Origin of the sequence: Bradyrhizobium viridifuturi, assembly GCF_001238275.1 — a bacterium.
In the GTDB taxonomy this organism is placed as follows: domain Bacteria; phylum Pseudomonadota; class Alphaproteobacteria; order Rhizobiales; family Xanthobacteraceae; genus Bradyrhizobium; species Bradyrhizobium viridifuturi.
This window is the reverse complement of the sequence record NZ_LGTB01000008.1, coordinates 18,993-42,095: the sequence shown is the minus strand read 5'-3', so window position 1 is coordinate 42,095 and position 23,103 is coordinate 18,993. Positions and strand designations below refer to the sequence as shown.

At 65.4% G+C, this 23,103-nt stretch carries 24 protein-coding genes; 10 read left to right on the top strand and 14 right to left on the bottom strand.

Annotation, left to right across the window (positions count from 1 at the left end; all coding sequences use genetic code 11):
• Window positions 1-47: 47 nt before the first annotated feature.
• Window positions 48-1,034, top strand: a complete 987-nt coding sequence (locus ALC15_RS09125) for an alpha/beta hydrolase (protein ID WP_244486001.1) — start codon at window positions 48-50, stop codon at window positions 1,032-1,034.
• A 713-nt stretch (window positions 1,035-1,747) separates the two neighbouring features.
• Here the strand turns inward: ALC15_RS09125 and ALC15_RS09120 are convergent.
• The gene (locus tag ALC15_RS09120; protein ID WP_050626956.1) at window positions 1,748-2,311 is read right to left on the bottom strand and encodes a TetR/AcrR family transcriptional regulator; all 564 of its coding nucleotides are present in this window, start codon (window positions 2,309-2,311) and stop codon (window positions 1,748-1,750) included.
• Window positions 2,312-2,425: 114 nt separating this feature from the next.
• Here ALC15_RS09120 and ALC15_RS09115 point away from each other — a divergent pair, with 114 nt between their 5' ends.
• On the top strand, window positions 2,426-3,082 hold the full coding sequence (locus tag ALC15_RS09115; RefSeq protein ID WP_050627073.1) for a glutathione S-transferase: 657 nt from the start codon (window positions 2,426-2,428) through the stop codon (window positions 3,080-3,082).
• A 160-nt stretch (window positions 3,083-3,242) separates the two neighbouring features.
• On the opposite strand, the gene ALC15_RS09110 is transcribed toward ALC15_RS09115, so the two are convergent.
• From ALC15_RS09110 to ALC15_RS09090, 5 genes are all read right to left on the bottom strand, one after another.
• A complete protein-coding gene (locus tag ALC15_RS09110; RefSeq protein ID WP_050626955.1) occupies window positions 3,243-4,022 on the bottom strand; it encodes an SDR family oxidoreductase in 780 nt (259 codons plus the stop codon).
• 48 nt (window positions 4,023-4,070) lie between these two features.
• Window positions 4,071-5,138, bottom strand: a complete 1,068-nt coding sequence (locus ALC15_RS09105; protein WP_200914654.1) for an MBL fold metallo-hydrolase — start codon at window positions 5,136-5,138, stop codon at window positions 4,071-4,073.
• Window positions 5,139-5,749: 611 nt separating this feature from the next.
• Window positions 5,750-5,986 (bottom strand): hypothetical protein, encoded by a 237-nt coding sequence (locus ALC15_RS09100; RefSeq protein ID WP_050626954.1) that lies wholly within the window; start codon window positions 5,984-5,986, stop codon window positions 5,750-5,752.
• A gap of 238 nt (window positions 5,987-6,224) precedes the next feature.
• A complete protein-coding gene (locus ALC15_RS09095; protein ID WP_050626953.1) occupies window positions 6,225-6,824 on the bottom strand; it encodes an NADPH-dependent F420 reductase in 600 nt (199 codons plus the stop codon).
• 39 nt (window positions 6,825-6,863) lie between these two features.
• Complete coding sequence (locus ALC15_RS09090) at window positions 6,864-7,598, bottom strand: SDR family NAD(P)-dependent oxidoreductase (RefSeq protein WP_050626952.1); 735 nt, start codon at window positions 7,596-7,598, stop codon at window positions 6,864-6,866.
• Between the two features lie 271 nt (window positions 7,599-7,869).
• On the opposite strand from ALC15_RS09090, the gene ALC15_RS09085 reads away from it, so the two are divergent.
• The 3 genes from ALC15_RS09085 (at window position 7,870) to ALC15_RS09075 (ending at window position 10,912) form a co-directional block, all read left to right on the top strand.
• The gene (locus ALC15_RS09085; protein ID WP_050626951.1) at window positions 7,870-8,766 is read left to right on the top strand and encodes a LysR family transcriptional regulator; all 897 of its coding nucleotides are present in this window, start codon (window positions 7,870-7,872) and stop codon (window positions 8,764-8,766) included.
• 286 nt (window positions 8,767-9,052) lie between these two features.
• Entirely contained in the window at window positions 9,053-9,526 is a 474-nt protein-coding gene (locus ALC15_RS09080) for a VOC family protein (protein ID WP_050626950.1), read from the top strand.
• A 126-nt stretch (window positions 9,527-9,652) separates the two neighbouring features.
• A complete protein-coding gene (locus tag ALC15_RS09075; RefSeq protein ID WP_050626949.1) occupies window positions 9,653-10,912 on the top strand; it encodes a serine hydrolase domain-containing protein in 1,260 nt (419 codons plus the stop codon).
• Between the two features lie 7 nt (window positions 10,913-10,919).
• Here ALC15_RS09075 and ALC15_RS09070 read toward each other — a convergent pair whose 3' ends face one another.
• From ALC15_RS09070 to ALC15_RS41730, 3 genes are all read right to left on the bottom strand, one after another.
• Entirely contained in the window at window positions 10,920-11,417 is a 498-nt protein-coding gene (locus ALC15_RS09070) for a peptide deformylase (protein WP_050626948.1), read from the bottom strand.
• A gap of 69 nt (window positions 11,418-11,486) precedes the next feature.
• Complete coding sequence (locus ALC15_RS09065; protein WP_050626947.1) at window positions 11,487-12,359, bottom strand: bifunctional helix-turn-helix transcriptional regulator/GNAT family N-acetyltransferase; 873 nt, start codon at window positions 12,357-12,359, stop codon at window positions 11,487-11,489.
• Window positions 12,360-12,432: 73 nt separating this feature from the next.
• A complete protein-coding gene (locus tag ALC15_RS41730) occupies window positions 12,433-12,600 on the bottom strand; it encodes a hypothetical protein (RefSeq protein WP_198961019.1) in 168 nt (55 codons plus the stop codon).
• A 139-nt stretch (window positions 12,601-12,739) separates the two neighbouring features.
• Here ALC15_RS41730 and ALC15_RS09060 point away from each other — a divergent pair, with 139 nt between their 5' ends.
• Complete coding sequence (locus ALC15_RS09060; protein WP_050627071.1) at window positions 12,740-13,537, top strand: DUF899 domain-containing protein; 798 nt, start codon at window positions 12,740-12,742, stop codon at window positions 13,535-13,537.
• Window positions 13,538-13,569: 32 nt separating this feature from the next.
• On the opposite strand, the gene ALC15_RS09055 is transcribed toward ALC15_RS09060, so the two are convergent.
• A complete protein-coding gene (locus ALC15_RS09055) occupies window positions 13,570-14,472 on the bottom strand; it encodes a LysR family transcriptional regulator (RefSeq protein WP_050626946.1) in 903 nt (300 codons plus the stop codon).
• On the opposite strand from ALC15_RS09055, the gene ALC15_RS47540 reads away from it, so the two are divergent.
• From ALC15_RS47540 to ALC15_RS09040, 3 genes are read left to right on the top strand one after another with little or no spacing between them, the layout of a single operon-like run.
• Window positions 14,459-15,361, top strand: coding sequence for a GNAT family N-acetyltransferase (locus tag ALC15_RS47540; RefSeq protein ID WP_347336280.1), 903 nt, complete (start codon window positions 14,459-14,461; stop codon window positions 15,359-15,361). The two genes, ALC15_RS09055 and ALC15_RS47540, sit on opposite strands and share 14 nt — an antisense overlap.
• A complete protein-coding gene (locus tag ALC15_RS09045; RefSeq protein ID WP_050626945.1) occupies window positions 15,358-16,536 on the top strand; it encodes an MFS transporter in 1,179 nt (392 codons plus the stop codon). Before ALC15_RS47540 ends, ALC15_RS09045 begins: the two co-directional genes overlap by 4 nt.
• A 47-nt stretch (window positions 16,537-16,583) precedes the next feature.
• Window positions 16,584-18,047, top strand: a complete 1,464-nt coding sequence (locus ALC15_RS09040; RefSeq protein ID WP_050626944.1) for a M20/M25/M40 family metallo-hydrolase — start codon at window positions 16,584-16,586, stop codon at window positions 18,045-18,047.
• Between the two features lie 3 nt (window positions 18,048-18,050).
• Here the strand turns inward: ALC15_RS09040 and ALC15_RS09035 are convergent, their stop codons facing one another.
• The 3 genes from ALC15_RS09035 to ALC15_RS09025 form a co-directional block, all read right to left on the bottom strand.
• Window positions 18,051-18,560, bottom strand: coding sequence for a DUF1993 domain-containing protein (locus ALC15_RS09035; protein WP_050626943.1), 510 nt, complete (start codon window positions 18,558-18,560; stop codon window positions 18,051-18,053).
• Between the two features lie 169 nt (window positions 18,561-18,729).
• Window positions 18,730-19,542 (bottom strand): glutathione S-transferase C-terminal domain-containing protein, encoded by an 813-nt coding sequence (locus ALC15_RS09030; protein ID WP_157860892.1) that lies wholly within the window; start codon window positions 19,540-19,542, stop codon window positions 18,730-18,732.
• 26 nt (window positions 19,543-19,568) lie between these two features.
• Window positions 19,569-21,008: an MFS transporter gene (locus ALC15_RS09025; RefSeq protein WP_244486000.1), complete on the bottom strand. Its 1,440-nt coding sequence runs from the start codon at window positions 21,006-21,008 to the stop codon at window positions 19,569-19,571.
• A 105-nt stretch (window positions 21,009-21,113) separates the two neighbouring features.
• Between ALC15_RS09025 and ALC15_RS09020 the strand changes: the two genes are divergently transcribed.
• Window positions 21,114-22,025, top strand: a complete 912-nt coding sequence (locus tag ALC15_RS09020) for a LysR family transcriptional regulator (protein ID WP_050626940.1) — start codon at window positions 21,114-21,116, stop codon at window positions 22,023-22,025.
• Window positions 22,026-22,055: 30 nt separating this feature from the next.
• Here the strand turns inward: ALC15_RS09020 and ALC15_RS09015 are convergent, their stop codons facing one another.
• Entirely contained in the window at window positions 22,056-22,967 is a 912-nt protein-coding gene (locus ALC15_RS09015) for a LysR family transcriptional regulator (protein ID WP_050626939.1), read from the bottom strand.
• Window positions 22,968-23,103: the final 136 nt, after the last annotated feature.

Genomic DNA, 23,103 nt, shown 5'->3' with positions numbered 1-23,103 from the left:
TGAAACTCATCCTCTCACTCGCAACTCTCAGTCTTGGAGCAATTATCATGACCCAAGCCGCCCATGCGGCGCCGGACGCCGGCACCGACCCTCGGATTGATCCGCAGGTGCGCGCCTTCCTGCGCGAGATCAACAAAGATACGAGCCCGTTCTGGGAGCTCCCCCAGCCGAAGCCGCAGGAGATCCTGACAGGGCTTCAGAGCAAGACCTCGGTCGACATGTCGGGCGTGACCACGAGCGAGCAAACCATCACCCAGGATGGTCAGGCCGTGAAGATTTACATCATGAAGCCCGCGCAGGTTGCCGGTAAGCCGGGCGTCCTGCTATTCATTCACGGCGGCGTCTGGATTGTCGGGAATTTCCAGAACCATCAGCGTCTGCTGCGGGACCTGGTGGTCAATTCCGGCCAGATCGGCGTATTCGTCGAGTACACCTCCTTGCCAGAGGCGCGCTTCCCCACGCAGCTCGATCAATCCTATGCCGTTCTGAAATGGGCGGCGAGCCACGCCGAAGAGTTCGGAGCGGACGGTAGCCGGATCGCAGTGGCTGGCAACTCGGTTGGCGGCAACATGAGCGCGGCGCTGACGCTGATGGCCAAAGATCGCGGCGGCCCGAGGATCAGCTACCAGGTCTTGATGATCCCGGCCACAGACGCCAGCGTGGACACCGCGTCCTATCATGAGTATGGCACGGGACGATTCCTGGCGCGCGCGTTCATGAAGTACGGCTGGGATCTGTACGCACCGAATGCCGCGGCACGCAACAACCCCTATGTCTCGCCGCTGCGCGCCAGCCTTCAGCAATTGCAAGGACTTCCGCCGGCGCTGGTCATTACCGCCGAGAACGACCCGTTGCGCGACGAAGGCGAGGCCTACGCCCGCAAGCTCAAGGAGGCCGGAGTTTCCGTGATCGCGACCCGCTACAACGGGATGATCCACGACTTCGTCCTGCTCAACGGCATCCAGAACGATCCCGAGCCCCCGGCCGCGATTCGTCAGATGGCGGCGGAGATCAAGGCGCACCTTGCGCCTTGATCCAGAGTTCTTGAACAGAAGGTGGCGACACGATCGCCGCCTTCGACCATTCGCGGGAGTGCTCGAGGTGAAGGCATCGTGATCGGTCGTGCCTCGACGCAAATCAATTCCACCTCCACCACCTGCGACAAATCACCCCGACGGGCAACTCACCAAAACCCGTCAATCCGCAATTAAGAAAATATCCCGCTTGGCGTTTGACCCAACTCAGCTGTTCAATATGCGCGTCTCACCCGACACGAGGGGCGCTTCGCGATCGTCACGAACGCGGGTCGAGATGCGGTGGACGCTGAATGCGCGACTGACGAGTGCGCGTGAGGCGGACGGCGAAGTCGTGTGGTCCTGACGCCCTCATGGCAGGTGTCTCTTCACATTGCGCGGTGCGCGTGGCGAAGACGGTGACAAGCGAGCCTGGTCTCGCCGGGGAGAGCACGAAGTAAGCCGTAGCCCATCGTGCAGGGAAAGCCGGGTTGTTTCCGGTTACACCTGTGGTCCTACCCCCCGAGCTTCCTACCCATTGCTCGGGGCCCATGGGTGCGATCGGCACCCGGCTTTCCCTGCGCCCTCTGTTCTCAACGAGGGTGAAAACCAAGTGCAAAGCTCGGACGGTTCAGTCGCGAGAATGCGGTTTCATGCCCGCGCCGCTGAAGCGGGCAGGGCGGATCGGCCGGGGAGGCGTGATGCACCACATCGATCATCGAGCCATGGATGAGCTACGCCGGCAGCAGACCGGCGGCGCGATAGCTGTCGATCAAGGCGTCGTAGAGCGAAATATTCGAGCGGCTTCGGGCCATCAGCTGCGCGCCGGCGACGGCGGCGAAGATGGCGCGCGCACGCTGTTCGCTCTTTCTTGCACTGGCAAGGCGCGCCGCCACCAGCAGCTTGCTCAGCCACGCCACGTTGACGTCGGCAAAGGTCTGCACCTCCTGCTTCACCGCGTCCGGCAGGTCGTCGACCTCAGCGGACATGAAGCTGCACAGGCACATGCGATTGTCGTTCTCGAGCGCCTTGCGAAACACCTCGGGATATCGACGCAGGCAGCGGACCGGATCCGCGGTTTCCGCCAGCATCGCCTCGAGCTGGGCGGCGGTGTCCTCCCAGTAGCGCCGCGCGACGGCTGCGCCGAGTTCGGCCTTGCTCGGGAAATGGTGGTAGATGCTGGCGGCCTTGATCCCGACCTCGGCGGCGAGATCGCGGAAATTCAAGCCGCCATAACCGCGCGCCTGCGCGGTCCGCTTTCCTGCCGCCAAGATGGCCTCCCGAGCGCTTGAACTCACGTCGTCCTCTCACTGCTTCGTTATCTACCAAGTGACAGGTAGGGCTTGACCCGCCGGATGTGAAGTATTCATATCGGACCTACCAAGTGACAGGTAGGTAATATTGGAGTTATGATGAAGATCTACGATTGGCCCACCGGCCCATATCCGGCCCGCGTTCGCATCGCCCTGGCCGAGAAGAACTTGCGATCGCAGGTGCAGTTCGTCCTGGTCGATCTCTACAAGGGCGAGCACAAGAAGCCCGAATTCCTGGCCAAGAACTACTCGGGCACGCTGCCGGTGCTCGAACTCGACGACGGCACCTTCATTGGCGAATGCACTGCCATTACCGAGTACCTTGATGCGCTCGATGGCGCGCCGACGCTGACCGGCAGGACGCCGCGCGAAAAGGGCGTGATCCACATGATGAGCAAGCGCGCCGAACTGGAGCTGCTCGATCCCATCAGTGTCTATTTCCACCACGCCACGCCGGGTCTTGGGCCGCATGTCGAGATCTATCAGAACCCCGAGTGGGGCTTCCGTCAGCGGGACAAGGCCCTCAGGGGGATGCACTACTTCGACGGCATTCTGAAAAGCCAGCCGTTCGTCACCGGCGAGGCGTTCACGATGGCTGATATCACCGTCATCGGCGGCCTGATCTTCGCGGGACTCCTGAAGGTGCCGGTGCCTGAGGAGTGCGAGGCACTTTCGGCGTGGTACGCGAGGATGCAGGAGCGTCCCAGCGTCAAGAACCGGATCACGATGTCTGAACCGGCCAAGGCTTCTGGTTGAGCGGCGACTGGGCACGTCCGCTCTCGCGAGTCCCGAGCGAGGGCGGATCGGCACCTGTCGCAAGCGTAAGCCCGGATGCGTGCAGCGACATCCGGGGCTGTTTCATTCGTGTCGTGGTCTCGCGCACATCGCTGCGCTCATGCGGGCCGCGCGGCTCGCTCTACAAAATCCCGTGGTAGGCGCCGCCATCGATCAAGAGGCTCTGCCCGGTGATGTAGCCTGCCTGGGCCGAGCACAGGAAGGCGCAGGCGGCACCGAATTCGGAGGCGTCACCGTAGCGCCCGGCGGGAATCTCGGCCTGGCTCTCCTGCCGCACGGTCTCGATCGCAACGCCGCGGCGTTCGGCTGTAGTCCGCTCGTTGGTGCGGCGCCGGCGGGTTTCGAACGCGCCGGGCAGCAGGAAGTTGATGGTGACGTTGGCATGCGCCACCGACCGCGCCACGCCGGCAAGGAAGCCGGTCAGCCCGGCCCGCGCGCCGCTCGACAAATCGAGCCTCGCGATCGGCATCTTCACCGTGGCCGAGGTGATGTTGACGATGCGGCCGAAGCGCCGCTCGACCATGCCGTCGATCACCCGCTGCACCAACTCGATCGGAGCTGCCATGTTGCCGACCACGCCGGTCAGCAGTGCCTCGCGATCGATCTCGCGGAAGTCACGCAGCGGCGGGCCGCCATTGTTGTTGACCAGGATGTCGACCCGGGGCACGGCCTGCATCAGCGCGTCCTGGCAAGCGCGGGTGGTGACGTCGCCGGCGATGGCGATCACCTCCGCGCCGGTCTCGGTCCGGATCTCGTCGGCGGTTAGCTCCAGTGTCGCCTGGTCGCGGCCGTTGACCACCACACTGCAACCGGCCCGCGCCAGTTCCAGCGCACAGGCCCGCCCGAGCCCCTGGCTCGATGCGCAGACCACTGCCTGCCGTCCCTTCAACCCGATGTCCATGTCATCCTCCTTTTCCAACGCCCGGTCGGCGGGCGATATAACGAGCGTTCAGTCGATCCGAAGGCTCTGCTGCATGGCGAAGCACTGAGACCAGATGAAAACGTCGTACGCCGCCAGGCGCGACTGCCATTTCGGCGTCACCGCGTTGACGCAACTGACCACCACGCGGTCGATGTAGTTGTCAGCCACTGCCCAGGCGTTGACCTTGTCTGCAGCAGCCATCCCGACGAACGGGGCGGTGGCCGCAAGCGCCGTCCTCGTGGCCGACTTCACGTCGTTCATGAATTCGAGCTGTTCGCGCACGTCGGCATGGGTCCCGACGCGGTCCACGTGCCCTCCGACCAAGGTCTCGAACGGAAGCTTGTCGATCTCGGCGACCTGCGCGAAATAGCCCGGGATATCCTGCGCGTCGGCGAAGCCCGACCAGGCCATCCAACCCGGGAAGACGATATCGACCACCATCAGCACCTTCTGTGCCGGCGCCCAGATGAAGATGTTGCCGGGCTCGTGGGCGACACCGTGGTAGCTGAGCTCAAGGACCTGACCGCCGACCTTCAGCGTGTATCGGTCCTTGAACGTGATCGTGGGCAGGTGCCGCTTCGGATCGTTTGCTCGTTCGAGCAGACGTCGTGTTTCCTCCTGGGCGATGATGATGGGGTGCCCGCCCAGATCTGCCGCGCCGCCGATATGGTCGATATGGGCATGGCTGTAGATCAAATAGGTGATCGGCCGATCCGTCACTTCCGCGATCGCCTGCTTCAGATGTGCTGAATAGCTTGGCGGCGCATCCATCACCACGACACCCTTGTCGTAGACCAGGAACATCGACTGGTATGCATTGTCGGTCACCATGTAGAGACCATCGCCCAGCTGCTGGAGGCGGTAGCCTTTGGCGGGATCCACCGGCGGCACTGCAGTGGCGTTCGGGAGCGGCAGATACCGGTCCACGCGGACGCCGATCGGGGCGATCGCCGGCATATTCTGGTAGGCTGCACCGGCTTCTCCGGGCGCCGCCGCTGATTGCGCCCACGCACTATTCGCGGACGCCAGCCCGAGACCAAGCACAATCGCCAGCACGCTTGAAATCGAGCAATTCATTGGAACCTGCCAGGCCATTGTTTCTCCTGTGTTGGCATGGGCACGTTGACCATCTAGCCAGCCTGGTGCCACGGTGCCCCAGCGCTGTTGCGGATATTGCAGAGCGATTGCTGCTAACGGGTGCGGCGGCGCCGATCGGTCGGAAGCAGTCTGGAGACGTGGCCAAGCGCAGCGGCGATCGTCACGGCCGACGTTTCCGTCGCGCAGCATCTGGACGCGGAATGCGCAGTCGACGAATGCGCATGAAACGGACGGTGAAGTCGTGTGGTCTGACGCCCTAGCGGTAGGTGTGTCTTCTCACATTGCGTGATGCGCGTTGCGAAGGCGGTGACAAAAAACCTGGTCTCGCCGGGGAGAGCAAGAAGTAAGTCGCACAACCATCGCGCAGGGAAGGCCGGGTTGTTTCCGGTTACACCTGTGGTCCTACCCCCGAGCTTTCTACCTATTTCTAGGGGCCCATGAGTGCGATCGGCACTCGGCCTTCCCTGCGCCCTCTGTTCAAGAGAGGGCGGAACGATGGACAAAGCTCGGACAGATCATGTCGCGAGATGGCGGACGTTCACGCCATTTGAATCGTAAATGCTGCAGTCTGGTGGCGGGGGATCGCGTCAGCTCAGCTGCAAGCGCGATCAATACGCACCTGGTTCGCACGGAACATTGTCGCCGGTCCAAGGCGCGGTGGCGAACGAACCGACGCGCGGTGCTGGAATGCACGCGCGCCCGTCGACGTAGACGGGCTCGGCCGGCGCGGCGGCGGTGGCCTCCGCGACATGGCGGGACGCGGCGTGGGTCTCACGCGCCATTGCCGGCGACGCGATCATGGCAACCGCGATCAAGGCAGCCGACAGAAGTTTGACGTTCGTCATCGAGTTTCTCCGTTTTTATGGAGCCAAGGAGTCTGGCCTCGCCAAATAGATGTGCGCGGCAATGGCGGATTTGAATGCAATCCTCGCTCACGCCGGCTCAACGTCGCGTGAGCAGGCGTGACCCGCAATCAAGCACAGCGGTGGCGCACTTCTGTCATCGTGTCGCGCGGTGTCCCGCATGTGGCTGTGCTCATGCGGGCTACTCGCTTCTCGGATCGATCACGCGATCGTGGATCGATCACTGCTCCTTCTTGAACAAATCCTGGAAGATGAGCGGGCCCCAGACGCGGCCGCGTGCGTGCACCAGCGCGCCACCCTCGTTGAACTTTCCGAGCTTGACGGGTGCGAACCCGAGTTGCTTCGCCAGGGCCGTCACGGGTGCGATCGCGTCCTCGTCGTCACCAGACAGAAAGACCACCCGGTGGCCGCCTTCGACGATCGGATCGGCAGCCAGTTTGGCAGCGATCAGGTGATTGAAGCCTTTCACGTACCTGGCGCCGGCGAACGCCTTCGCGGCGAAGGCGGAGGACGGAAGACCGTCCAGCTCCTCGGGGGGAAGCAACGCGTTCATTGCGTCGATCACCGTCTTGCCGTTCCAGCTCGGCGCGGCCTTCGCGACCTCGCGATGCTCCTCGAACGGGACCGCCAGGATGATCGTCTCGGCTGCCAGCGCGTCCCGCAGCGACCTGGCGACGACCGTGGGCCCGATCGCCCGGGCCTGCGGCGCCAACGCCTCGGCCGGCCGGCGGCTTGCGACGGTCACCTCGATGTTCTTGCGGGCGAAGGCGTGGGCGAGGGCCTGGCCCACCTTGCCGAATCCGATAATTGCGTAACTCATGATGCTTCTCCGATCCGTATTGATCTTGATTGCCCGCCTTCAGATGGCCGAGAAGCCGCCATCGACAGACAGCTCCACCCCATTCACGAAGCTGGACTCGTCGGAAGCGAGAAAGACTGCGGCCGCTGCAATTTCCTCGGGACGACCCATCTTTCCTCGCGGGATCAGCGATTCGAACATCCGCTTCGCCTCCTCGGTGAGGACCTGGTCCTGCATCGGTGTGGCGATCGGCCCTGGGCTCAGCACGTTCACCCGGATATTCCTGCCCTTCAGTTCGTTGAGCCAGGTGCGCGCGAATGAGCGCAACGCCGCCTTGCTCGCCGCATAGACGCCGTAACCGGGAAAACCCTTCACCGAGGCAACTGACCCGGTCATGAAGATCGATCCGCCGTCGTTGAACAGCGGCAACGCCTTCTGGACCGCAAACAGCGTGCCGCGCGTATTCAGGCCGAAGGCCGCATCGAAATGCTGCTCGGTAATCTCGCCCAGCGGGACGGCTTCCCCGATGCCGGCGCTCGCGTACAGGACGTCGATCTTGCCCTTTTCCCGCTTCACCGTATCGAACAAGTGGTCGAGGTCGTCGAGATTGGCCGCGTCGCCGCGCACGCCGGTCACGTTCCGGCCAACCAGCCTGACGGCTGCGTCGAGCGCCTCCTGCCTCCGGCCCGTGATGAAAACATAGGCGCCTTCTTCAACGAACCGCTTGGCGCTCGCCAGCGCCATGCCGCTCGATCCACCTGTGACGACTGCAACCTTACCTTCAAGCTTTCCCATGACTTCTCCTTCGGGCTTCGCCTTTGTTCGGGGATGCCCCCGAGAACGCCAACATGGGTCCGTCGGAGTCAGGCGTTGAGTACGCAAGCGCGCACATCGGTGGTGCGAAATCGATCCGGCTGAACGACTGACGCCAGCGGCGACGATTGGTATCCGCTCGTGCGGAACCCGGCCGCGCTCGTCGGCATAGACTATGATGGCTGCCCGTATTGCTGTTCGATGTGTTAGATGCGGGCCCTGGAAGGCGCACCACGCGGTGCCGGATTGCACCATGATCGACTGGGATGACGTTCGCTATTTTCTTGCCGTTGCGCGCGGCGGCTCGGTGCGGGCTGCCGCCGAGCACCTCGGGGTCAATCACTCGACCGTGCTGCGACGCATCGCTCAGCTCGAGGAACGCCTCGGGGCGCAGATGTTCGAAAAGCTGCCTTCGGGCTACCGTCTGACGGCCGCCGGCGAAGAGGTCCTCGAGTTCGCGAACCAGATGGATGCGTCGTCGCACCAGTTGCAGACGCGCGTCTTCGGTCGCGACCAAGGCGTGCGCGGGCTTCTGCGGGTCACGCTGGCACCGACCCTCGCGACACATCTGCTGATGCCGGACTTCGCCGATTTTGCGCGTTTGCACCCGGACATCGAGATGGAAATCCTGTCGTCAGGCGAGCTGGCAAATCTGACCAATCGAGAGGCCGACGTCGCGATCCGTGTCGTCTACGATCGCAAGACCCTGCCGCTCAATCTTCACGGCCTGAAGGGGCCGGAACTGTTCGGCGGCGTCTACATGTCGCGCGATCGACTGGCCGCGTGGCGTGCGGGCGCGCCTGACCCCATCAGGTGGATCGTCATCAGCATGCATGGCATCCCGGACTGGGCCCGCGAGGGTGAGGTTCGTACCACGGGGGTTCCATTCAGGACCACGGACGGCGAGGCGCAGGTTGCTGCCGTCCGCCAAGGGCTCGGGATGACGACACTGCCGTGCTTTGTCGGGGACGCCGACCCCCTGCTGGTCAGGGTGCCGGGCACCGACCTGCACATGCATGGCACGCTCTGGCTCCTCACCCAGGGGGAGACACGCAAGACCAAGCGCGTGCGGCTGTTCACGGAGTTCGTATCGCGCAGGCTCGCCGCTTACGCGCCGCTTCTCGCGGGATTGTCCGCGTCGCGCGACTGAGGGAGCGGGATGACACCGGGTGTTTGACGTCCGGATCGAAATTGATCCACCGCCGTCGTCCTGGCGGAGGCCAGGACCCATTACCCCAAATGGCAATTGGCTATTCGACGTGGGGGCCAGAGTCCCGTTTATCGTCAAATTCGGTGGTTATGGGTCCTGGCTTTCGCCAGGACGACGTTGGCGTGCGTAAAGGGTTGCGGCAAACGGAGTTCCCGCAAATTATTTTCGTCAGCCTGTCGGCTGGTGTCTTCGCCAACCGTCCTCCGCGCAAACAAAGGAGACTGCGATGACGGATCTCGTTACATGCCTGTGGTTCGATCAGGGCCGGGCGCGCGAAGCGGCGGAGTTCTACGCCGCGACCTTTCCCGACAGCCACGTCGATGCGGGGCATGTCTCGCCGATCGCGGGCATCGGGCAGGGCGACGAATTGACGGTCGAGTTCACCGTGCTTGGCCGCCGCTTCGTCGGGCTGAACGGCGGCGACAACTTCACGCCGAACGAGGCGGTGAGTTTCATGGTGCTGACCAACAGCCAGGAGGAGACCGACCGCTACTGGAACGCAGTGGTTGGCAATGGCGGCAAGGAATTGCCGTGCGGCTGGTGTCGGGATCGCTGGGGCTTCACCTGGCAGATCACGCCGCGGCGGCTGCTCGAACTGGTCAACGGATCCGATCGCGCTGCCGGGCGGCGCGCGATGGAGGCGATGATGACGATGAAGAACATCGACATCGCCGCGATCGAGCGGGCGGCCGCAGGGTAATCCGTGTGCCGGAAATCCTGGCGCCGGCATGCGCTCGGGGCGACGACCACCTCGGCGCAAACGCGGGGTGTGCCTCATGCCGTTGCGTGATACGAAATTCGTATCGCAGCTCTGGAGCCAGCCTTGATGTCCGTCGCAGCCGCCAATCAACAACAGCCCGCCACCGCCGCCGAGACTGATCCGCAAGCGCTCGGCTGGATGCAGGGCTTTCCGCCGCCGCAGGACAAGGCCGTCACGTTCCAGGACGGCTCGTTCCGCAGCTTCCCCGAATTGCGCTGGGCCTGGAGCAACATTCGCCAGCTGGTGCCGACCGTGAATGTCTGGCGCGGGGCGGGTGGAGCGTCGGTGTTGCCGCGCGAGGATCACGACATCGGCGCGTCCGCGTCGGTGACGATGGATGGCCGTCCGCAGACCTTCGCGCGCATGCTCGAGGACAGCTACGCCGATGGGATCGCCGTGCTGCAACGGGGCAAATTGATCTACGAGCGTTATTTCGGCGCCTTGAAGCCGCACAAGCCGCACATCGCGATGTCGGTGACGAAGTCGTTCACCGGCACGCTCGCCGGCATCCTGATCGCCGAGGGCAAGATCGATCCGCAGGCTCCGGTCACCGACTATGTGCCGGAATTGAAGACCAGCGCGTTCGGCGATGCCCGCGTGCAGGAGGCCATGGATATGACAACCGGCCTCAAATACACCGAGGTCTACACCGACAAGAATTCCGACGTCTGGGGGCTGCGCCGCGCCAACGGCATGGCGCCGATCCCGCCAGGCTATGACGGCGCGACCACCATCTTCGATTTCCTCTGCGCGCAGCAGAAGCAGGGAGAGCACGGCAAGGCGTTCGCCTACAAGACCGTCAATTCCGATGTGCTGGCCTGGATCATCAGGCGCGCCAGCGGCATGACATTGTCGGACCTGCTCTCCGACAAGATCTGGGCGCCGATGGGCGCGGAGGAGGACGCGCATTATCACGTCGACCGCATCGGCACCGAAAGCGGTGGTGGCGGGCTGTCGACCACGCTACGCGATCTCGCCCGCTTCGGCGAGACCATCCGCAATCACGGCCGCTTCAACGGCCGCCAGATCGTGCCGTCATCGGTCGTGGAAGACATCGCACGCGGCGGCGATCCCGAAAAATTCAAGCCGGCCGGCTACACCACGCTGCCGGGCGCGTCCTACCGCAATCAATGGTGGGTGACGCACAATGCGCACGGCGCCTTCATGGCGCGCGGCGTGCACGGCCAGGGCATCTATATCGATCCGAAAGCCGAGCTGGTGATCGCGCGTTACGCCTCGCACCCGATGGCCGGGAACGCCGCCAACGACCCTGTGACGCTGCCGGCCTACATGGCGCTGGCGAAGGATTTGATGGCGGGAGGGTGAAGTCGGCTCACGCGCGCGACATCTTCTCGAACCGTTTGATCAGGCGCTCCCGCTTCAGGCGCGACAGCCGCCTGATCCAGAACACGCCGTCGAGCTGGTCGATCTCGTGCTGATGGCAGACGGCGCGCAGGCCGTCGGACTCCTCGGTCTGCACGTTGCCGTCTAGATCCTGGTAGCGGATGCGGACCCGCGCATGGCGCTCGACCTCGTCGGTGACCCCGGGCATCGAGACGCTGCCTTCCTTGTGCAGGATCATCTCGTCCGAGGCGTAGATGATTTCCGGATTGACATAGGTCCGCGGACCCTCGCGCGCGTCGAGCTCGAGCACCACCACGCGCTGCGCCACGCCGATATGCGGCGCGGTGATACCGATGCCGGGCGCGGCGCGCATGGTCTCAAGCAGATCCTGCGCCAGCTCGCGCAGTGCGTCGTCGAACATGGTCACAGGCTCGGCGGGCAGCGCCAGCCGCGGATCGGGATAGCGGACGATGGGTCGAATGGTCATCCCATTGTCTTAGGTCAGCACATCGCGCCGGACAACACGCGGATAAGGAGTCCGCACGCGGCGCGCCGCTCAGAGACGCTTTTCGAAGAACAGATCGGGGTAGGGGTCGTCGTTGAAGCGCGGGATCTCGGTCCAGCCGCTTCGGCGGTAGAGCTGGCCGGCTTCCGCCAGCGCGCTGTTGGTGTCGAGCCGCAATAGTGCGATGCCGAGCTCGCGCGCGGAACTTTCAGCCGCGTCCATCAGGCGGCGGCCGAGGCCGAGGCCGCGCGCGGCAGGCGCGACCCACAGCCGCTTGATCTCGGCGTATTCGCGGCCGCCACCCTTCAGCCCGACGCAGCCGAGCGGCAGGCCGTCCGACATCGCCACGATGAAGCTGCCGCGCGGCCGCACCATGTCCTTGGCGTCGGGATCGCGCGACAGCTTGACGTCAAAGCCCTGTTTGAACCGCCGCGCCAGCTCGGCGTAGTATTCGCCGAGGCAGTAGCGCGCTTCCTCGCTCCGCGGATCCGTCTCGTGCAGCGCGGTGCCATCGCGCCCGAGCGCCGAGGCGATCAGATCCATCGCCGCCAACAGCGCCTCGCGTTGGGTGTGGTGGGCGAGGAAGTCCGTCGCCTGGCGGTTGGAGATCGCCTCATAGGCGTTGAACTCGCGCTTGCCCGCCGCCGTCAGCTTGGCGATGCGGCGGCGCGCATCGTCGTCATGCGCCGTGGTCTCGATCAGCCCTTCGTCCTCGAGGCTGCGCAGCAGCCGGCTCATGAGGCCGGAATCGAGCCCGAGATAGTCCCTGATCTCGCCGACGTCAGTGCGGCCGTGCCCGATCGCATTCAATACACGCGCCGCGCCGAGCGGCCGGCCGCGGCCGAGGAACGAGGTGTCGAGCGCGCCGACGGCGGAGGTGACGGCACGGTTGAAGCGGCGGACGCGGGAAACTGGGTCGAGCATATATCTGACGTTAGTCAGATATCGTCGTCGCGTCAATTGGTGCGCGGCGGGCAGGCGCACCAGGCGTGCGCCATCACGAGCACGTTGCCGGCCAGGATCGCGGGGCGCCGGCGAGCACCGGCCAGCCGAGCGCGAGTTGCGCGAACAGCGCCGACAGCACGAGCGCGACGAGCGGGACCAATGCGAGCGTGTAGGCGGCGCGGCCGGGGCCGAGCCGGCGCACCAACTCGAAATAGAGCATGAAAATCCCGACACACTTGTCACTCCCACCGTCCGCCGCCGCCGCGCCAGATTACGGCATGGCCAATGACGAACGGCCGCCAGCAATGGAACTGCGCAGTGGTGCCGGAGTTCGTCCAATTCGAGAGATGGAGATCATCATGAGCAAATCGGCTGAAAACGATCGCGGCGGGCTGGCGGGAATGCAGACGCCGCCCGTGGTGTCACGCGAGGCGTGGGAGGCGGCGCGCCTGGAGCTGCTGGTTAAGGAAAAGGCGCAGGTGCGCGCGCGCGACGCCCTCGCGGCCGAGCGGCGGCGGATGCCCTGGATGGCGGTCGAGAAGCCGTATGTGTTCGAGGGACCGAATGGTAAGGCGAGCCTGCTCGACCTGTTCGAGGGCCGCCGGCAGTTGATCGTCTACCGCGCGTTCTTCGAGCCCGGCGTGTTCGGCTGGCCGGATCACGGCTGCCGCGGCTGCTCGCTCGGCGCCGATCAGGTCAGCCATCTCTCGCATCTCAACCAGCGCGACACCACGCTGGCCTACGCCTCGCGCGCGCCGCAGGCCGACATCGCGCGGCTGAAGGCACGGATGGAATGGGAGATGCCGTGGTACACGATCACCGACAGTTTCGACGCCGATTTCGGCGTCGCCGAGTGGCACGGCCACAACGTGTTCATCCGCGACGGCGATCGGATCTTCCGCACCTATCTCGTCAACAGCCGCGGCGACGAATCGATGGGCACGGTGTGGAGCTATCTCGACATCACCCCGTTCGGCCGCCAGGAACTCTGGGAGGATTCGCCGAAGGGCTATCCGCAGGGCCCGACCTACAAATGGTGGAACTGGCACGACAATTACGAGGTCGAGACTGCGCCGAACGCGAAATGGGCGGCCGTGACCGACGCCGGCGAGGCTGCGTTCCGCAAGATCGCCGAGCAGGAACGCAAGGCGACTTGAGGGTGGAGCAGGGAGGACGCGCTGCGTCCTCCCTAGCGGCCATCGTTCTTTGCGGCCGTGAGCGCCTTCAGCGCTGCCAACGTCTGCCGGAGGCCACGGTCGAGGCGCTTGTCGCGGCGGATCACGACCGCGAGCCGGCGGTAGAGTTTCGGCGATAGCGACCGGACGATCAGGTCATGCTGCCTGGGCTTGGCCGGGACGGCCATGCCGGGCAGGATCGCGCAGCCGAGGCCGGCGCGCACCATCTCCTTGATCGCTTCGACGCTGCCGAGCGACATCAACGGCTTCAGCGACACGCCGCCGCGCGCCAGCCACTCGTCGGCGGTGCGCCTGGTGTTGCCGCCGGGCTCGAACAGCAGAACCGGCCTGGTCGCCAGCACCTCCGGCGTGATCCGCGCCGGCAGCTTCATTTCGCGCGGCGCGATCAGCACGAACTCGTCGTTCATGACCGGCGTGATCTCGAAGCTTCGTCCCGACACCGGCAACGTGACCAGCGCGATGTCGATCGTGTTGTCCTCGACCGCCCGCGCGATCTCGGCGGTGTTGCCGGTCGTGACCGTGATCTCGAGCGAAGGCATTGCTGCCCGCAACTCCCTGAGGATCGGCGGCAGCAGGAAGATGCAGGCGGTTGCGCCGGTGCCGAGCCGCACGCGGCCCGCGGTACCCGTGGTCTGCTGCGCGACGGCGTCGACCGCCGACGTCACCGCCGCGTTGATCTGATGCGCGTGCGACAGCAGCGCGACGCCGGCAGCCGTCGGCCTGGCCCGTCGTCCGACCCGCTCGATCAAGGTCGCATTCAGGCTGCGTTCGAGTTGGCGCACCTGCAGGCTCACCGCAGGCTGGGTCAGCTGAAGCCGCTCGGCCGCGGCGGAGAAGCTGCCGCTATCGATCACGACAGCGAAGCTTTCGAGATAGTCGAGATTGAGGTTCTTCATCAAAGTACCTCTTATACATCGCATAAGATATCAAAGCTTCACTTATATACGACCGGAGCGCATAGTCCGGCAAGCGACGGCTTCGGCAGATCGGGAGCAGGCATTGTCTGGCCTCAAGCGCATTGGCGGCGTTATCGTCGAGCTGGGGCGCTACCTTGCGGTCTCACCGCATTCGCGCATCCGCCGCTGGCAGGCGCTCCGCGAGCTCGACGATCGTCTGCTGGCGGATGTCGGACTGTCGCGCAGCGATGTCGAGTTGAGCCCATGGTGCGTGCAGAAAGCGCCGACGCGCCGCCGAAGCACAGGCATGATGCCGCAGGACGAGAGTGCAAGGATGAGAGACAGCGAAGCCACCGTGATCCGCGACGCCACAGAGGTCGACATGGCTGAGGTGCAGCGCATTTACGCGCACCACGTGCTCAACGGGCTCGCGACCTTCGAGGAAGAACCGCCAATGCTCGACGAGATGCTCCGGCGCCGCGCCGCCGTGCTGGCCGCGGGGCTGCCGTATCTTGTGGCCGATGTCGATGGACGCGTGGCCGGCTACTCCTACGCGACGGCGTACCGGCCGCGGCCCGCCTATCGCAACACAATCGAAGACTCGGTGTACGTGTCGGAAGCCTTGCGCGGCCGCCGCGTCGGGGCTGCGCTGCTGCAGGCGCTGATCGAGCGATCGGAGGCGGGGCCGTGGCGACAGATGATCGCCGTGATCGGCAACAGCGGCAACGCCGGATCGATCGCGCTGCACCGGCGCATGGGCTTCGAGATGGTCGGCACGCTGAGATCGGTCGGCTTCAAGCTCGGGCAATGGGTCGACACCGTGCTGATGCAGCGGCAGCTTGGGCCGGGCGCATCGGCGCTTCCCGCGGAGCGGGAACTGCCGCGGTGATCGCCCGCCGCGTCGTGGCCGCCCTTGGGCTGGCTCAACTGATCTCGTGGGGCGCGACCTACTATCTGATCGGCGGCTTCGGCGAGCAGATATCAGCGGAGCTTGGCTGGGGGCGCGACATCGTCTACGGCGGATTCGCCGCGGCGCTGCTGGTGATGGGGGTGACGTCGCCCCTTGCGGGGAGGTGGGTGGACAGAAGCGGTGGCCGTCAGGTCATGGTCGCAGGCGCGGTGATCAACGCGCTCGGCTGCGCGGGTCTCGCGGTCTCGCATCAGATCGGCACCTACTACGCATCGTGGATCGTTCTCGGGCTCGGCATGCGGTTGACGCTGTACGATGCGGCATTCGCGGCGCTGGCCCGAATCGGCGGACCGGAGGCGCGCCGCGCGATGTCCGGGATCACCCTGCTCGGCGGCCTGGCGGCCACCGTGTTCTGGCCGCTCGGCCACATGCTCTCGGAACAGTTCGGTTGGCGCATCGCGGTGCTGGTCTATGCCGGTCTCGCGCTGCTGACGATCCCGCTGCACTTGCTGATTCCGAACGAGCGGTTCGCCGGCGTGTCGCGTTCGGACACGGTGGCATCCAGGAAGCCACGGGCCGTTGGCCGGGAGCGGCTTGCGGCGGCGGGCGCGCTCTACGCCGTGATCATGACCGGCGCGAATTTCCTGAATGCTGGCATGTCGGCGCACATGATCGCGGTGCTCTCAGGCCTCGGGCTCACCGTCACCGTGGCCGTCTGGATCGCAACGCTGCGCGGCATCGGGCAATCCGCCGCGCGTCTCTGCGAGGTGCTGTTCGGTGCACGGCTCGATCCGCTGGCGCTCAATCTGATGGCCTGCCTGATCATGCCGCTCTCCTTCATCGCGGGATTGTTCAGCGGGTCGTCGAAGCAGATGGCGATCGCCTTCGCGCTGCTCTACGGCGCCTGCAATGGCATTCTGACCATCACCAGGGGAACGCTGCCGCTGATCCTGTTCGATCATCGCAGCTACGGCACGCTGGTTGGCCGGCTCATCGTGCCGAGCTTCATCCTGCCGGCGGCAGCGCCGTTGGCCTATGCGATCGTGATCGACCGGTTCGGCGATGCGAGCGCACTCTATCTCTCGACCGGCCTCGCCCTGACGACACTTGTCGCGGCAGCCATGCTGAAACTGCTGTTCGGAAGGGCTCACTGACGCCGGCCGTGCGAGATACGCTTGATCAAAACGGGAGGAAGAAAAACGTGACGTCGCAGACCAGAAACAATCTCGCCGCCTTGATGCTTGCCACTGGTGTCTTTCTCTTTGGAACCGGACTTGCCGCCGCCGACCCGAATGGGGACCGCACGGTTGCCTTGCTCAAGAAGCTGATCTCGTTCGACACCTCGAATGGCCCGGGCGATACGCGGGCGCTCGCCGAGTATCTGAAGTCGCAGTTCGCACCGCTCGGCGCCGAGGTGGACATCTTCGTCGCCCCGAACGGCAAGGCCGCGCATTTCATCGCGCGGCTGCGCGGCGACGGCTCGAAGAAGCCTGTGTTGCTCGCCGCGCATGCCGACGTCGTTCCGGTCGAGCGCGAGAAGTGGACCGTGGAGCCGTTCGCCGGCGTTGAAAAGGACGGTTTCGTCTACGGGCGCGGCGCGATGGACTTCAAGGGCGGCCTCGCCGTCTTTGCCAGCGCGGTGATGCGGCTGGCGGAGGAGAAGACGCCGCTGGCGCGCGATGTGATTTTCCTGGCCGAGGCCGACGAGGAGCAGGGGCAGTACAGCACGGTGTGGCTGGCGAAGAACCATTGGGACAAGATCGACGCGGAATTCGCGCTGAACGAGGGTGGTTACGTCCTGCAGGAGCGCGACGGCACGGTGCGGCAGATCAATGTCACGACGGCGGAAAAACTCTCGGCGACGTTTGCCCTGAGGGCGACCGGTCCCTCCGGCCATTCGTCGCGGCCGTTTCCAGCCGGCACGATGGCCAACGACCGCCTGATCGCGGCGCTGGCCAAGCTCGCGGTGCACGATCCGGCCGTCAAGCTGGTGCCGGCGACGGAAGCCTATTTCAAGGCGCTGCTTCCGATCAGTTCGGAACAGACGGCAGCCGATATCAAGCAGCTGTTGGCCGCAAAGGACCAGAGCGAGCTCGAAGCGGCCGGCAAGAAACTGGTCGCCGACAATCCCAAGGACAGCCTGCTGCTGCACGCCCTTCTGCGCGACACCATGGTGATCACGATGATCGACGCCGGCATCAAGCCAAACGTCATCCCAGGCGACGCCAAGGCGGTCGTGAACACGCGGCTGCTGCCGGGAACGACGACCGACCAGATGATCGCGGAGATCAAGCGCGTGGTCGGCGATCCCGGCATCGAGGTCAGCATTGTGACCTCGCTGACGCAGCAGGAGGCGCGGGACGCTTATCTGATGCGGAGCAAGATGCCGGGCTCGCCGGTCGATACCGAACTCTATGCCGCGCTGGAGCGCAACGCCAAGCGGGTCTGGAAGGACGCCGTCCTGGTGCCGACCATGTTCGAGGCCGGGACTGACGCCACCGTCTGGCGCGAGCGCAACGTACCCGTCTACGGCATCTATCCGTATCCGCTCGACGACGACATCCTGAGCCGGATGCACGGCAACGACGAACGGATCGGCGTCGAGGCCGTCAAGCAGGGCGCCGAGTGGGTCTACACCATGCTTCGTGAGGTGGCGAAGAAGTAGCGATCAGTTCGGGAGGTAACTGCCAAGGAAATCCCGCTTGCCGAGCGGCACGCCGCGATGGCGCAAGATGGCGTAGGCGGTGGTGACGTGGAAGAACAGGCTCGGCAGTGCGAAGCCGTAGAGGTAGCGCGCCGCCGGCATTGGCGGGACGCCGAAGGGCAACGTGATGATGCGTTCTGCCGCCTGGTCGAATGCCTGCAGCGGAACGGTGTCGATATAGTCGAGCGTCCGCGAGATGCGGTCGTGAGCCTCGGCGAGGCTCTGTTCGTCGTCGGCAAACGGCGGTGGCTCGAGACCGGCGAGCCGCCCGGCGGCACCCTTGGCGTGATCACTGGCCCGTTGCACCTGACCGACCAGCGTCAGCATGTCGGGCGCCAACCGCGCCGCGAGCATGGCGTCGGGATCGAGACCACGCTCGCGGGCGTGAGCCTCGCCCTTGCGCAGCAGGTCGGCGAGCGCGTCGAGCATCTGGCGGAATACCGGAACCGAGGCGTCGTACAATGGTGTGGTCATGGGAGCTCTCCAGTTTGTTTTGTCCGATCCGGAGCAAGCCAGTTCGTCATCGGAAGCTCCGGCACGATGCCGCGGCGGGCGGCAACCGCCCAATCGCCATCGTAGTAGTGCGTGAGGATATGGTCGTAACGAAGCGTCGCGCCGACGCCGGGAAGGGCGTGGAAACGCTTCAGCAGCCTCGGCAGGTGCGGATAGTCGACAAGCCGCCTGCGGCTCGCGCGGAACAGCGGATTGTACACGGCGTCGAAGCGCACCAGCGTCGCGTAGACAGGACATCGGCCAGCGTTGGACGTTCGCCGAGGCAAAATCGGCGGCCGTCGCTCAGCCGGCCGTCGAGTTCATCCAGAAAACCGAACAACTGATCCATCGCTGCGGCGTATGCGCCCTGATGCGTCGCGCCGGCCACCGCGTAGACGCCGACCGACAGCCGGCGGGCAATCCCGTCGTTCAGGTCGTCCATATCGGACTTGAGATCGGCAGGGCAGAGATCGGGACCGCGATCGCCGGCGATCGCATCGAAGGCGTCGTTCAGCATTGCTGCGATCTCGAGCGATTCATTGTTGACGATGCGGCATGAGCGCCGATCCCAAAGCACCGGAACGGTGACTTTGCCGGTATAGTCCGGCGCCGAGGCGCGATAGGCCTCGTGCAGACGCCGGAAGCCATTGCCGGCACCGTCGATGGTCGACAGCGCGGTATCCGCGAAGCCCCAGCCATTCGGCGTATCCCAATGGGGATGCAGGATCGAGACGCCGACGATGTCCTCCAGTTGCTTGAGTGCGCGCACGATCAGGACGCGGTGCGAGAACGGACAGGCCGGCGACGCATAGAGGTGATAGCGCCCCGGCTCCGCGCGGAAACCCGACGCGCCGTCTGCGCTGATGCGGTCGCGAAAGCGACCGGCATGGATCATCTGCTGTGCCCGCAGTTCGGGCGTCGGCTCGACATCGCCGCGCCAGATGCCGTTGATCATGAGCTTCATGGCATTCACCATCGGTTGCGACGATGTCAACTTGCCGCCGGCTCGCGCGGCAGCCACAGCGATAGCCAGCCGCCGAGCGCCAGCAGCGCAACGTTGCAGCCGAGCGCGATGGTGAAGGCGTGTGCATAGTCGTCGGCCTGCGGGTGCGGCCCGAGCAGGCTGTAGAAGACGCCGCCGATCACGGCGACGCCGAGTGCGGCGCCGATCTGGAAGGTCGAGATCATCATGCCTGACGCGAGTCCCGCGTGGCGCGGATCGATGCTGCCGATCACGACCTTGATGACCGACGGCATCACGGTGCCGAAGCCTAGCCCGCCGCAGATCAGGCCGAATTCGGCACTCTGCGGAAGCACGCCGCTCACCGACAGCATCACGATGCCGAAGCCAATGACCTGGAGCGCGAACCCAAGCGTCAGCGTGCGCGCGCCGAGCCACTGCATCACCAGCGACGATACCAGCGAGCTCACGAAGAAGCCGGTCGCAAAGGGCAGGGTGGCAAGGCCGGCCGCCAGCGGTGAAAAATGCAGCCCGCTTTGCAGGTAGACCGCAAAGGTCAAATAGAACGACGACAGCATATAGAAGGCGAGCGCCATCACCAGCCCGATCACGAAGTCGCTGTTGCGCAGCAGTTGCAGGGCAACCAGCGGATCGCCGCCACGTGCGGACAGCCGCGCCTCGAAGCGGACGAAAGCCGCAAGCATCAGCGGAGACGCTAGCAGCATCGCGATGATCCAGACGGGCCAGCCGGATCCGCGTCCCTCGATCAGTGGATACACCAGAAGGCCGAGCGTGAGCGACAGCAGGACGACGCCGCCGATGTCGAGCCGCTGTGCATGATCGGCGCGCGAGTCGGCGAGGTACAGCAGGCCACCGATGAACGCGACGAGGCCGATCGGCAGGTTGATCAGGAAGATCGCCTGCCAGGCGAGGCCGAACGGATGCGTCGACACCAGCACGCCGCCGAGCACCTGGCCGCAGATATTGGCAAGGCCGAACGTCGCGCCGTAGAAGCCGAGCGCGCGGCCCTGTTCTGCCGCGGGAAACAGCACGCGGATCGACGCGAGCACCTGCGGCGCCATCACGGTGGCGGTGAGGCCCTGCAGGATCCGTCCGCCGATCAGCACGGTGGGCGACCAAGCAATGCCGCACAGCACGGAAGCGACCGTGAATCCGGCGACACCGGTGAGGAACATGCACCGCCGGCCGAGCAGGTCGCCGAGCCGACCGCCCGTGATCAGGAACACCGCGTAGGTCGCGGCATAGGCCGAGATCACGAACTGCGCCTCGCTCGCCGTCGCGCCGAGATTGGCGCGAATGGCCGGTAGCGCGAGGTTGACGACGTTGAAGTCGAGGATCGGCAGGAAGGCGCCCGTCAGCAGCACAGGCAGCGCCAGCCATCGCCGCGGGTCGACCGTTACCGGCAGCGTGTCGTGCAATTGCAACGTCTCGGTGGTTTCGCTCGTCACTTGCCAGCTCCTCTGCATCGTCGGCGCGCCGCTCCAACGTTCCGGAAGATGGCCTGTTCGTCTGTGATAAGGTATTATCCAAAGCTGCCAAATGAGTTTGCAAAAATGCACAGCCCTCTCGACTGGAATGACCTTCGCCTTGTCCTCGCGGTCGCGCGCGAGGGCAGCCTCTCAGGCGCGGCGCGCAGACTGGGCGTGACTCATTCCACGGTGTTTCGCCGGCTCGGCGCGATCGAAACGGCGATCGGGACGCGGCTGTTCGAGCGCTTCCGCGACGGTTATGCGCCGACGCCCGCCGGTGAGACCGCAGCGGTGTCGGCGGCCCGGCTCGAGGACGAGGTGCTCGCGCTCGAGCGCCAGCTGGCGGGACAGGACCTCAGACCGTCCGGCCCGGTCCGTATCACAACGACAGACACGCTCGGGGCGGTGCTGATGCGGCATCTGCCCGGGATGCGCCGCGCGCATCCGGAGATCCAGCCCGAGATCATCGTCTCGAATGCGATGGCCAACCTGACGCGCCGCGAGGCCGACATCGCGATCCGGCCGACGCCTGCGCCATCCGAACTGCTGGTCGGGCGGCGCATCGCCGACATTGCCCATGCGGTCTACGGATCGCGCGCCTATCTCGCCCGGCGCGACGACAAGGATCTGTCTGCGCATGACTGGATCGGGCTCGACGACGCGCTGGCGGGAACCGTGATCGCCGGCTGGATGCGCGAGCACCTGCGTGCGGCGCGCGTCGCCTGCCGCGTCGATGCGCTTCCGGCGCTGCGCGACGCCGCGGCGGCGGGAATGGGGCTGGCTCTGTTGCCGTGCTATGTCGGCGATCTCGCGCCGGCGCTGCGCCGCCTCGCGCCGAAGCCGCTCGCCGAGCCGCGATCGGCGCTATGGCTGTTGACGCATGACGATCTCAGGCGCACCGCGCGCATCCGCGCCACGCTGGATTTTCTTGCCAAGGCGCTCGCGTCCGACCGTGCACTGTTCGAGGGAAGACGCGCCGAGCGGGCGCGGTGTTAGCCGGCAGGCGATCTGCGCGTCGCTGATTGTTCAGGACCCGACAGCGACGGCCACGGCTCGCGGGTTTCCCGCTGCGCTGCCTGCGCTCGCGGGCGGACGATGGTGCTCGCGAAAGGCACTTGCCAGCGTCTTCAACGCCGCGCGCGACCTGGCGTCTGACAGTGTCGACAGCAGCATGATCTCGGATGGGGGCAGGGCGGGAAGGCCGAACTTCTGCGTCACCTCGATTGTGCCGGGCGGCGCCACCCGGCGTGAGAACACCGAGATCGCCAGGCCCGCCGAGACCGCCTCGGCGACGGCAAAAGCTCCGCAACCGAGGAAGGTTTCCGTCCATGGCAATCCCGCCGCGTCGAGCGCGCGCGTCGCGGTGTTGAGGATGCCGCAGGCGGGTGACGATGCGGCCAATCGAAACGGCTCTCCGGCGCGATGGAGAAACTCCGGCGTGGCGAACCAGCCGAAATGATCGGGGCCGAGAACGACGCCGTCGCGGCGATCGTCGTCCCGGAAGATGATCACGGCGTCGATCATTCCGCGATCGAAGGTGCCGAGCAGGTCACGGGCATCGTCGAGGCGCACCTCGATCGTGAGCATGGGATCATGTGCACTCAACCGGGCGAGCAGGGTGGGAAGTTCGGGGGCGCCGACGTGCGTGGCGATCCCCAGCGAAAAGCGGCGGCGGGCTGACGACAGCCCGGCGACGGCGCGATCATGCGCGGCGAGCAGCTCGCGCGCGGGCGCAAGGAACTCGGCACCCTGGGCCGACAGGCGCACCAGCCGCGGCGTCCGCTCGATCAGCCTGTGGCCGACCTGGCGCTCCAGCCGCTTCAGCTTGACGCTGATCGCGCCTTGCGTCGTGCCGAGCGCTTCGGCGGCACGGGTGAAGCTCTTGAGCTCGGCGATGGTCACGAAGGTCTTCACGGCGTCGATGTCGAGCGTGGTCATGTCAGTCATCCGGAATTGTTGTCTCTGAAATATCTAGTCATCCAATTCACCAATGCTCAAGGCGTCACTAGCTTTGTGCCGTGAAGCGCCGTGGCCACCCGATTCCTGCCGCTGCTGCCTCAATACATCGTGAGTC

Coding starts and splice junctions, on each gene's coding strand:
- ALC15_RS09060 (WP_050627071.1), top strand. CDS start 12,740: ATGAGCAAATCGGCTGAAAACGATCGCGGCGGGCTGGCGGGAATGCAG.
- ALC15_RS09035 (WP_050626943.1), bottom strand. CDS start 18,560: ATGACCACACCATTGTACGACGCCTCGGTTCCGGTATTCCGCCAGATG.
- ALC15_RS09125 (WP_244486001.1), top strand. CDS start 48: ATGACCCAAGCCGCCCATGCGGCGCCGGACGCCGGCACCGACCCTCGG.
- ALC15_RS09100 (WP_050626954.1), bottom strand. CDS start 5,986: ATGACGAACGTCAAACTTCTGTCGGCTGCCTTGATCGCGGTTGCCATG.
- ALC15_RS09105 (WP_200914654.1), bottom strand. CDS start 5,138: ATGGCCTGGCAGGTTCCAATGAATTGCTCGATTTCAAGCGTGCTGGCG.
- ALC15_RS41730 (WP_198961019.1), bottom strand. CDS start 12,600: ATGCTCTATTTCGAGTTGGTGCGCCGGCTCGGCCCCGGCCGCGCCGCC.
- ALC15_RS09085 (WP_050626951.1), top strand. CDS start 7,870: ATGATCGACTGGGATGACGTTCGCTATTTTCTTGCCGTTGCGCGCGGC.
- ALC15_RS09090 (WP_050626952.1), bottom strand. CDS start 7,598: ATGGGAAAGCTTGAAGGTAAGGTTGCAGTCGTCACAGGTGGATCGAGC.
- ALC15_RS09110 (WP_050626955.1), bottom strand. CDS start 4,022: ATGGACATCGGGTTGAAGGGACGGCAGGCAGTGGTCTGCGCATCGAGC.
- ALC15_RS09070 (WP_050626948.1), bottom strand. CDS start 11,417: ATGACCATTCGACCCATCGTCCGCTATCCCGATCCGCGGCTGGCGCTG.
- ALC15_RS09095 (WP_050626953.1), bottom strand. CDS start 6,824: ATGAGTTACGCAATTATCGGATTCGGCAAGGTGGGCCAGGCCCTCGCC.
- ALC15_RS09015 (WP_050626939.1), bottom strand. CDS start 22,967: ATGACCACGCTCGACATCGACGCCGTGAAGACCTTCGTGACCATCGCC.
- ALC15_RS09065 (WP_050626947.1), bottom strand. CDS start 12,359: ATGCTCGACCCAGTTTCCCGCGTCCGCCGCTTCAACCGTGCCGTCACC.
- ALC15_RS09030 (WP_157860892.1), bottom strand. CDS start 19,542: ATGAAGCTCATGATCAACGGCATCTGGCGCGGCGATGTCGAGCCGACG.
- ALC15_RS09020 (WP_050626940.1), top strand. CDS start 21,114: ATGCACAGCCCTCTCGACTGGAATGACCTTCGCCTTGTCCTCGCGGTC.
- ALC15_RS09075 (WP_050626949.1), top strand. CDS start 9,653: ATGTCCGTCGCAGCCGCCAATCAACAACAGCCCGCCACCGCCGCCGAG.
- ALC15_RS09055 (WP_050626946.1), bottom strand. CDS start 14,472: ATGAAGAACCTCAATCTCGACTATCTCGAAAGCTTCGCTGTCGTGATC.
- ALC15_RS09080 (WP_050626950.1), top strand. CDS start 9,053: ATGACGGATCTCGTTACATGCCTGTGGTTCGATCAGGGCCGGGCGCGC.
- ALC15_RS09115 (WP_050627073.1), top strand. CDS start 2,426: ATGAAGATCTACGATTGGCCCACCGGCCCATATCCGGCCCGCGTTCGC.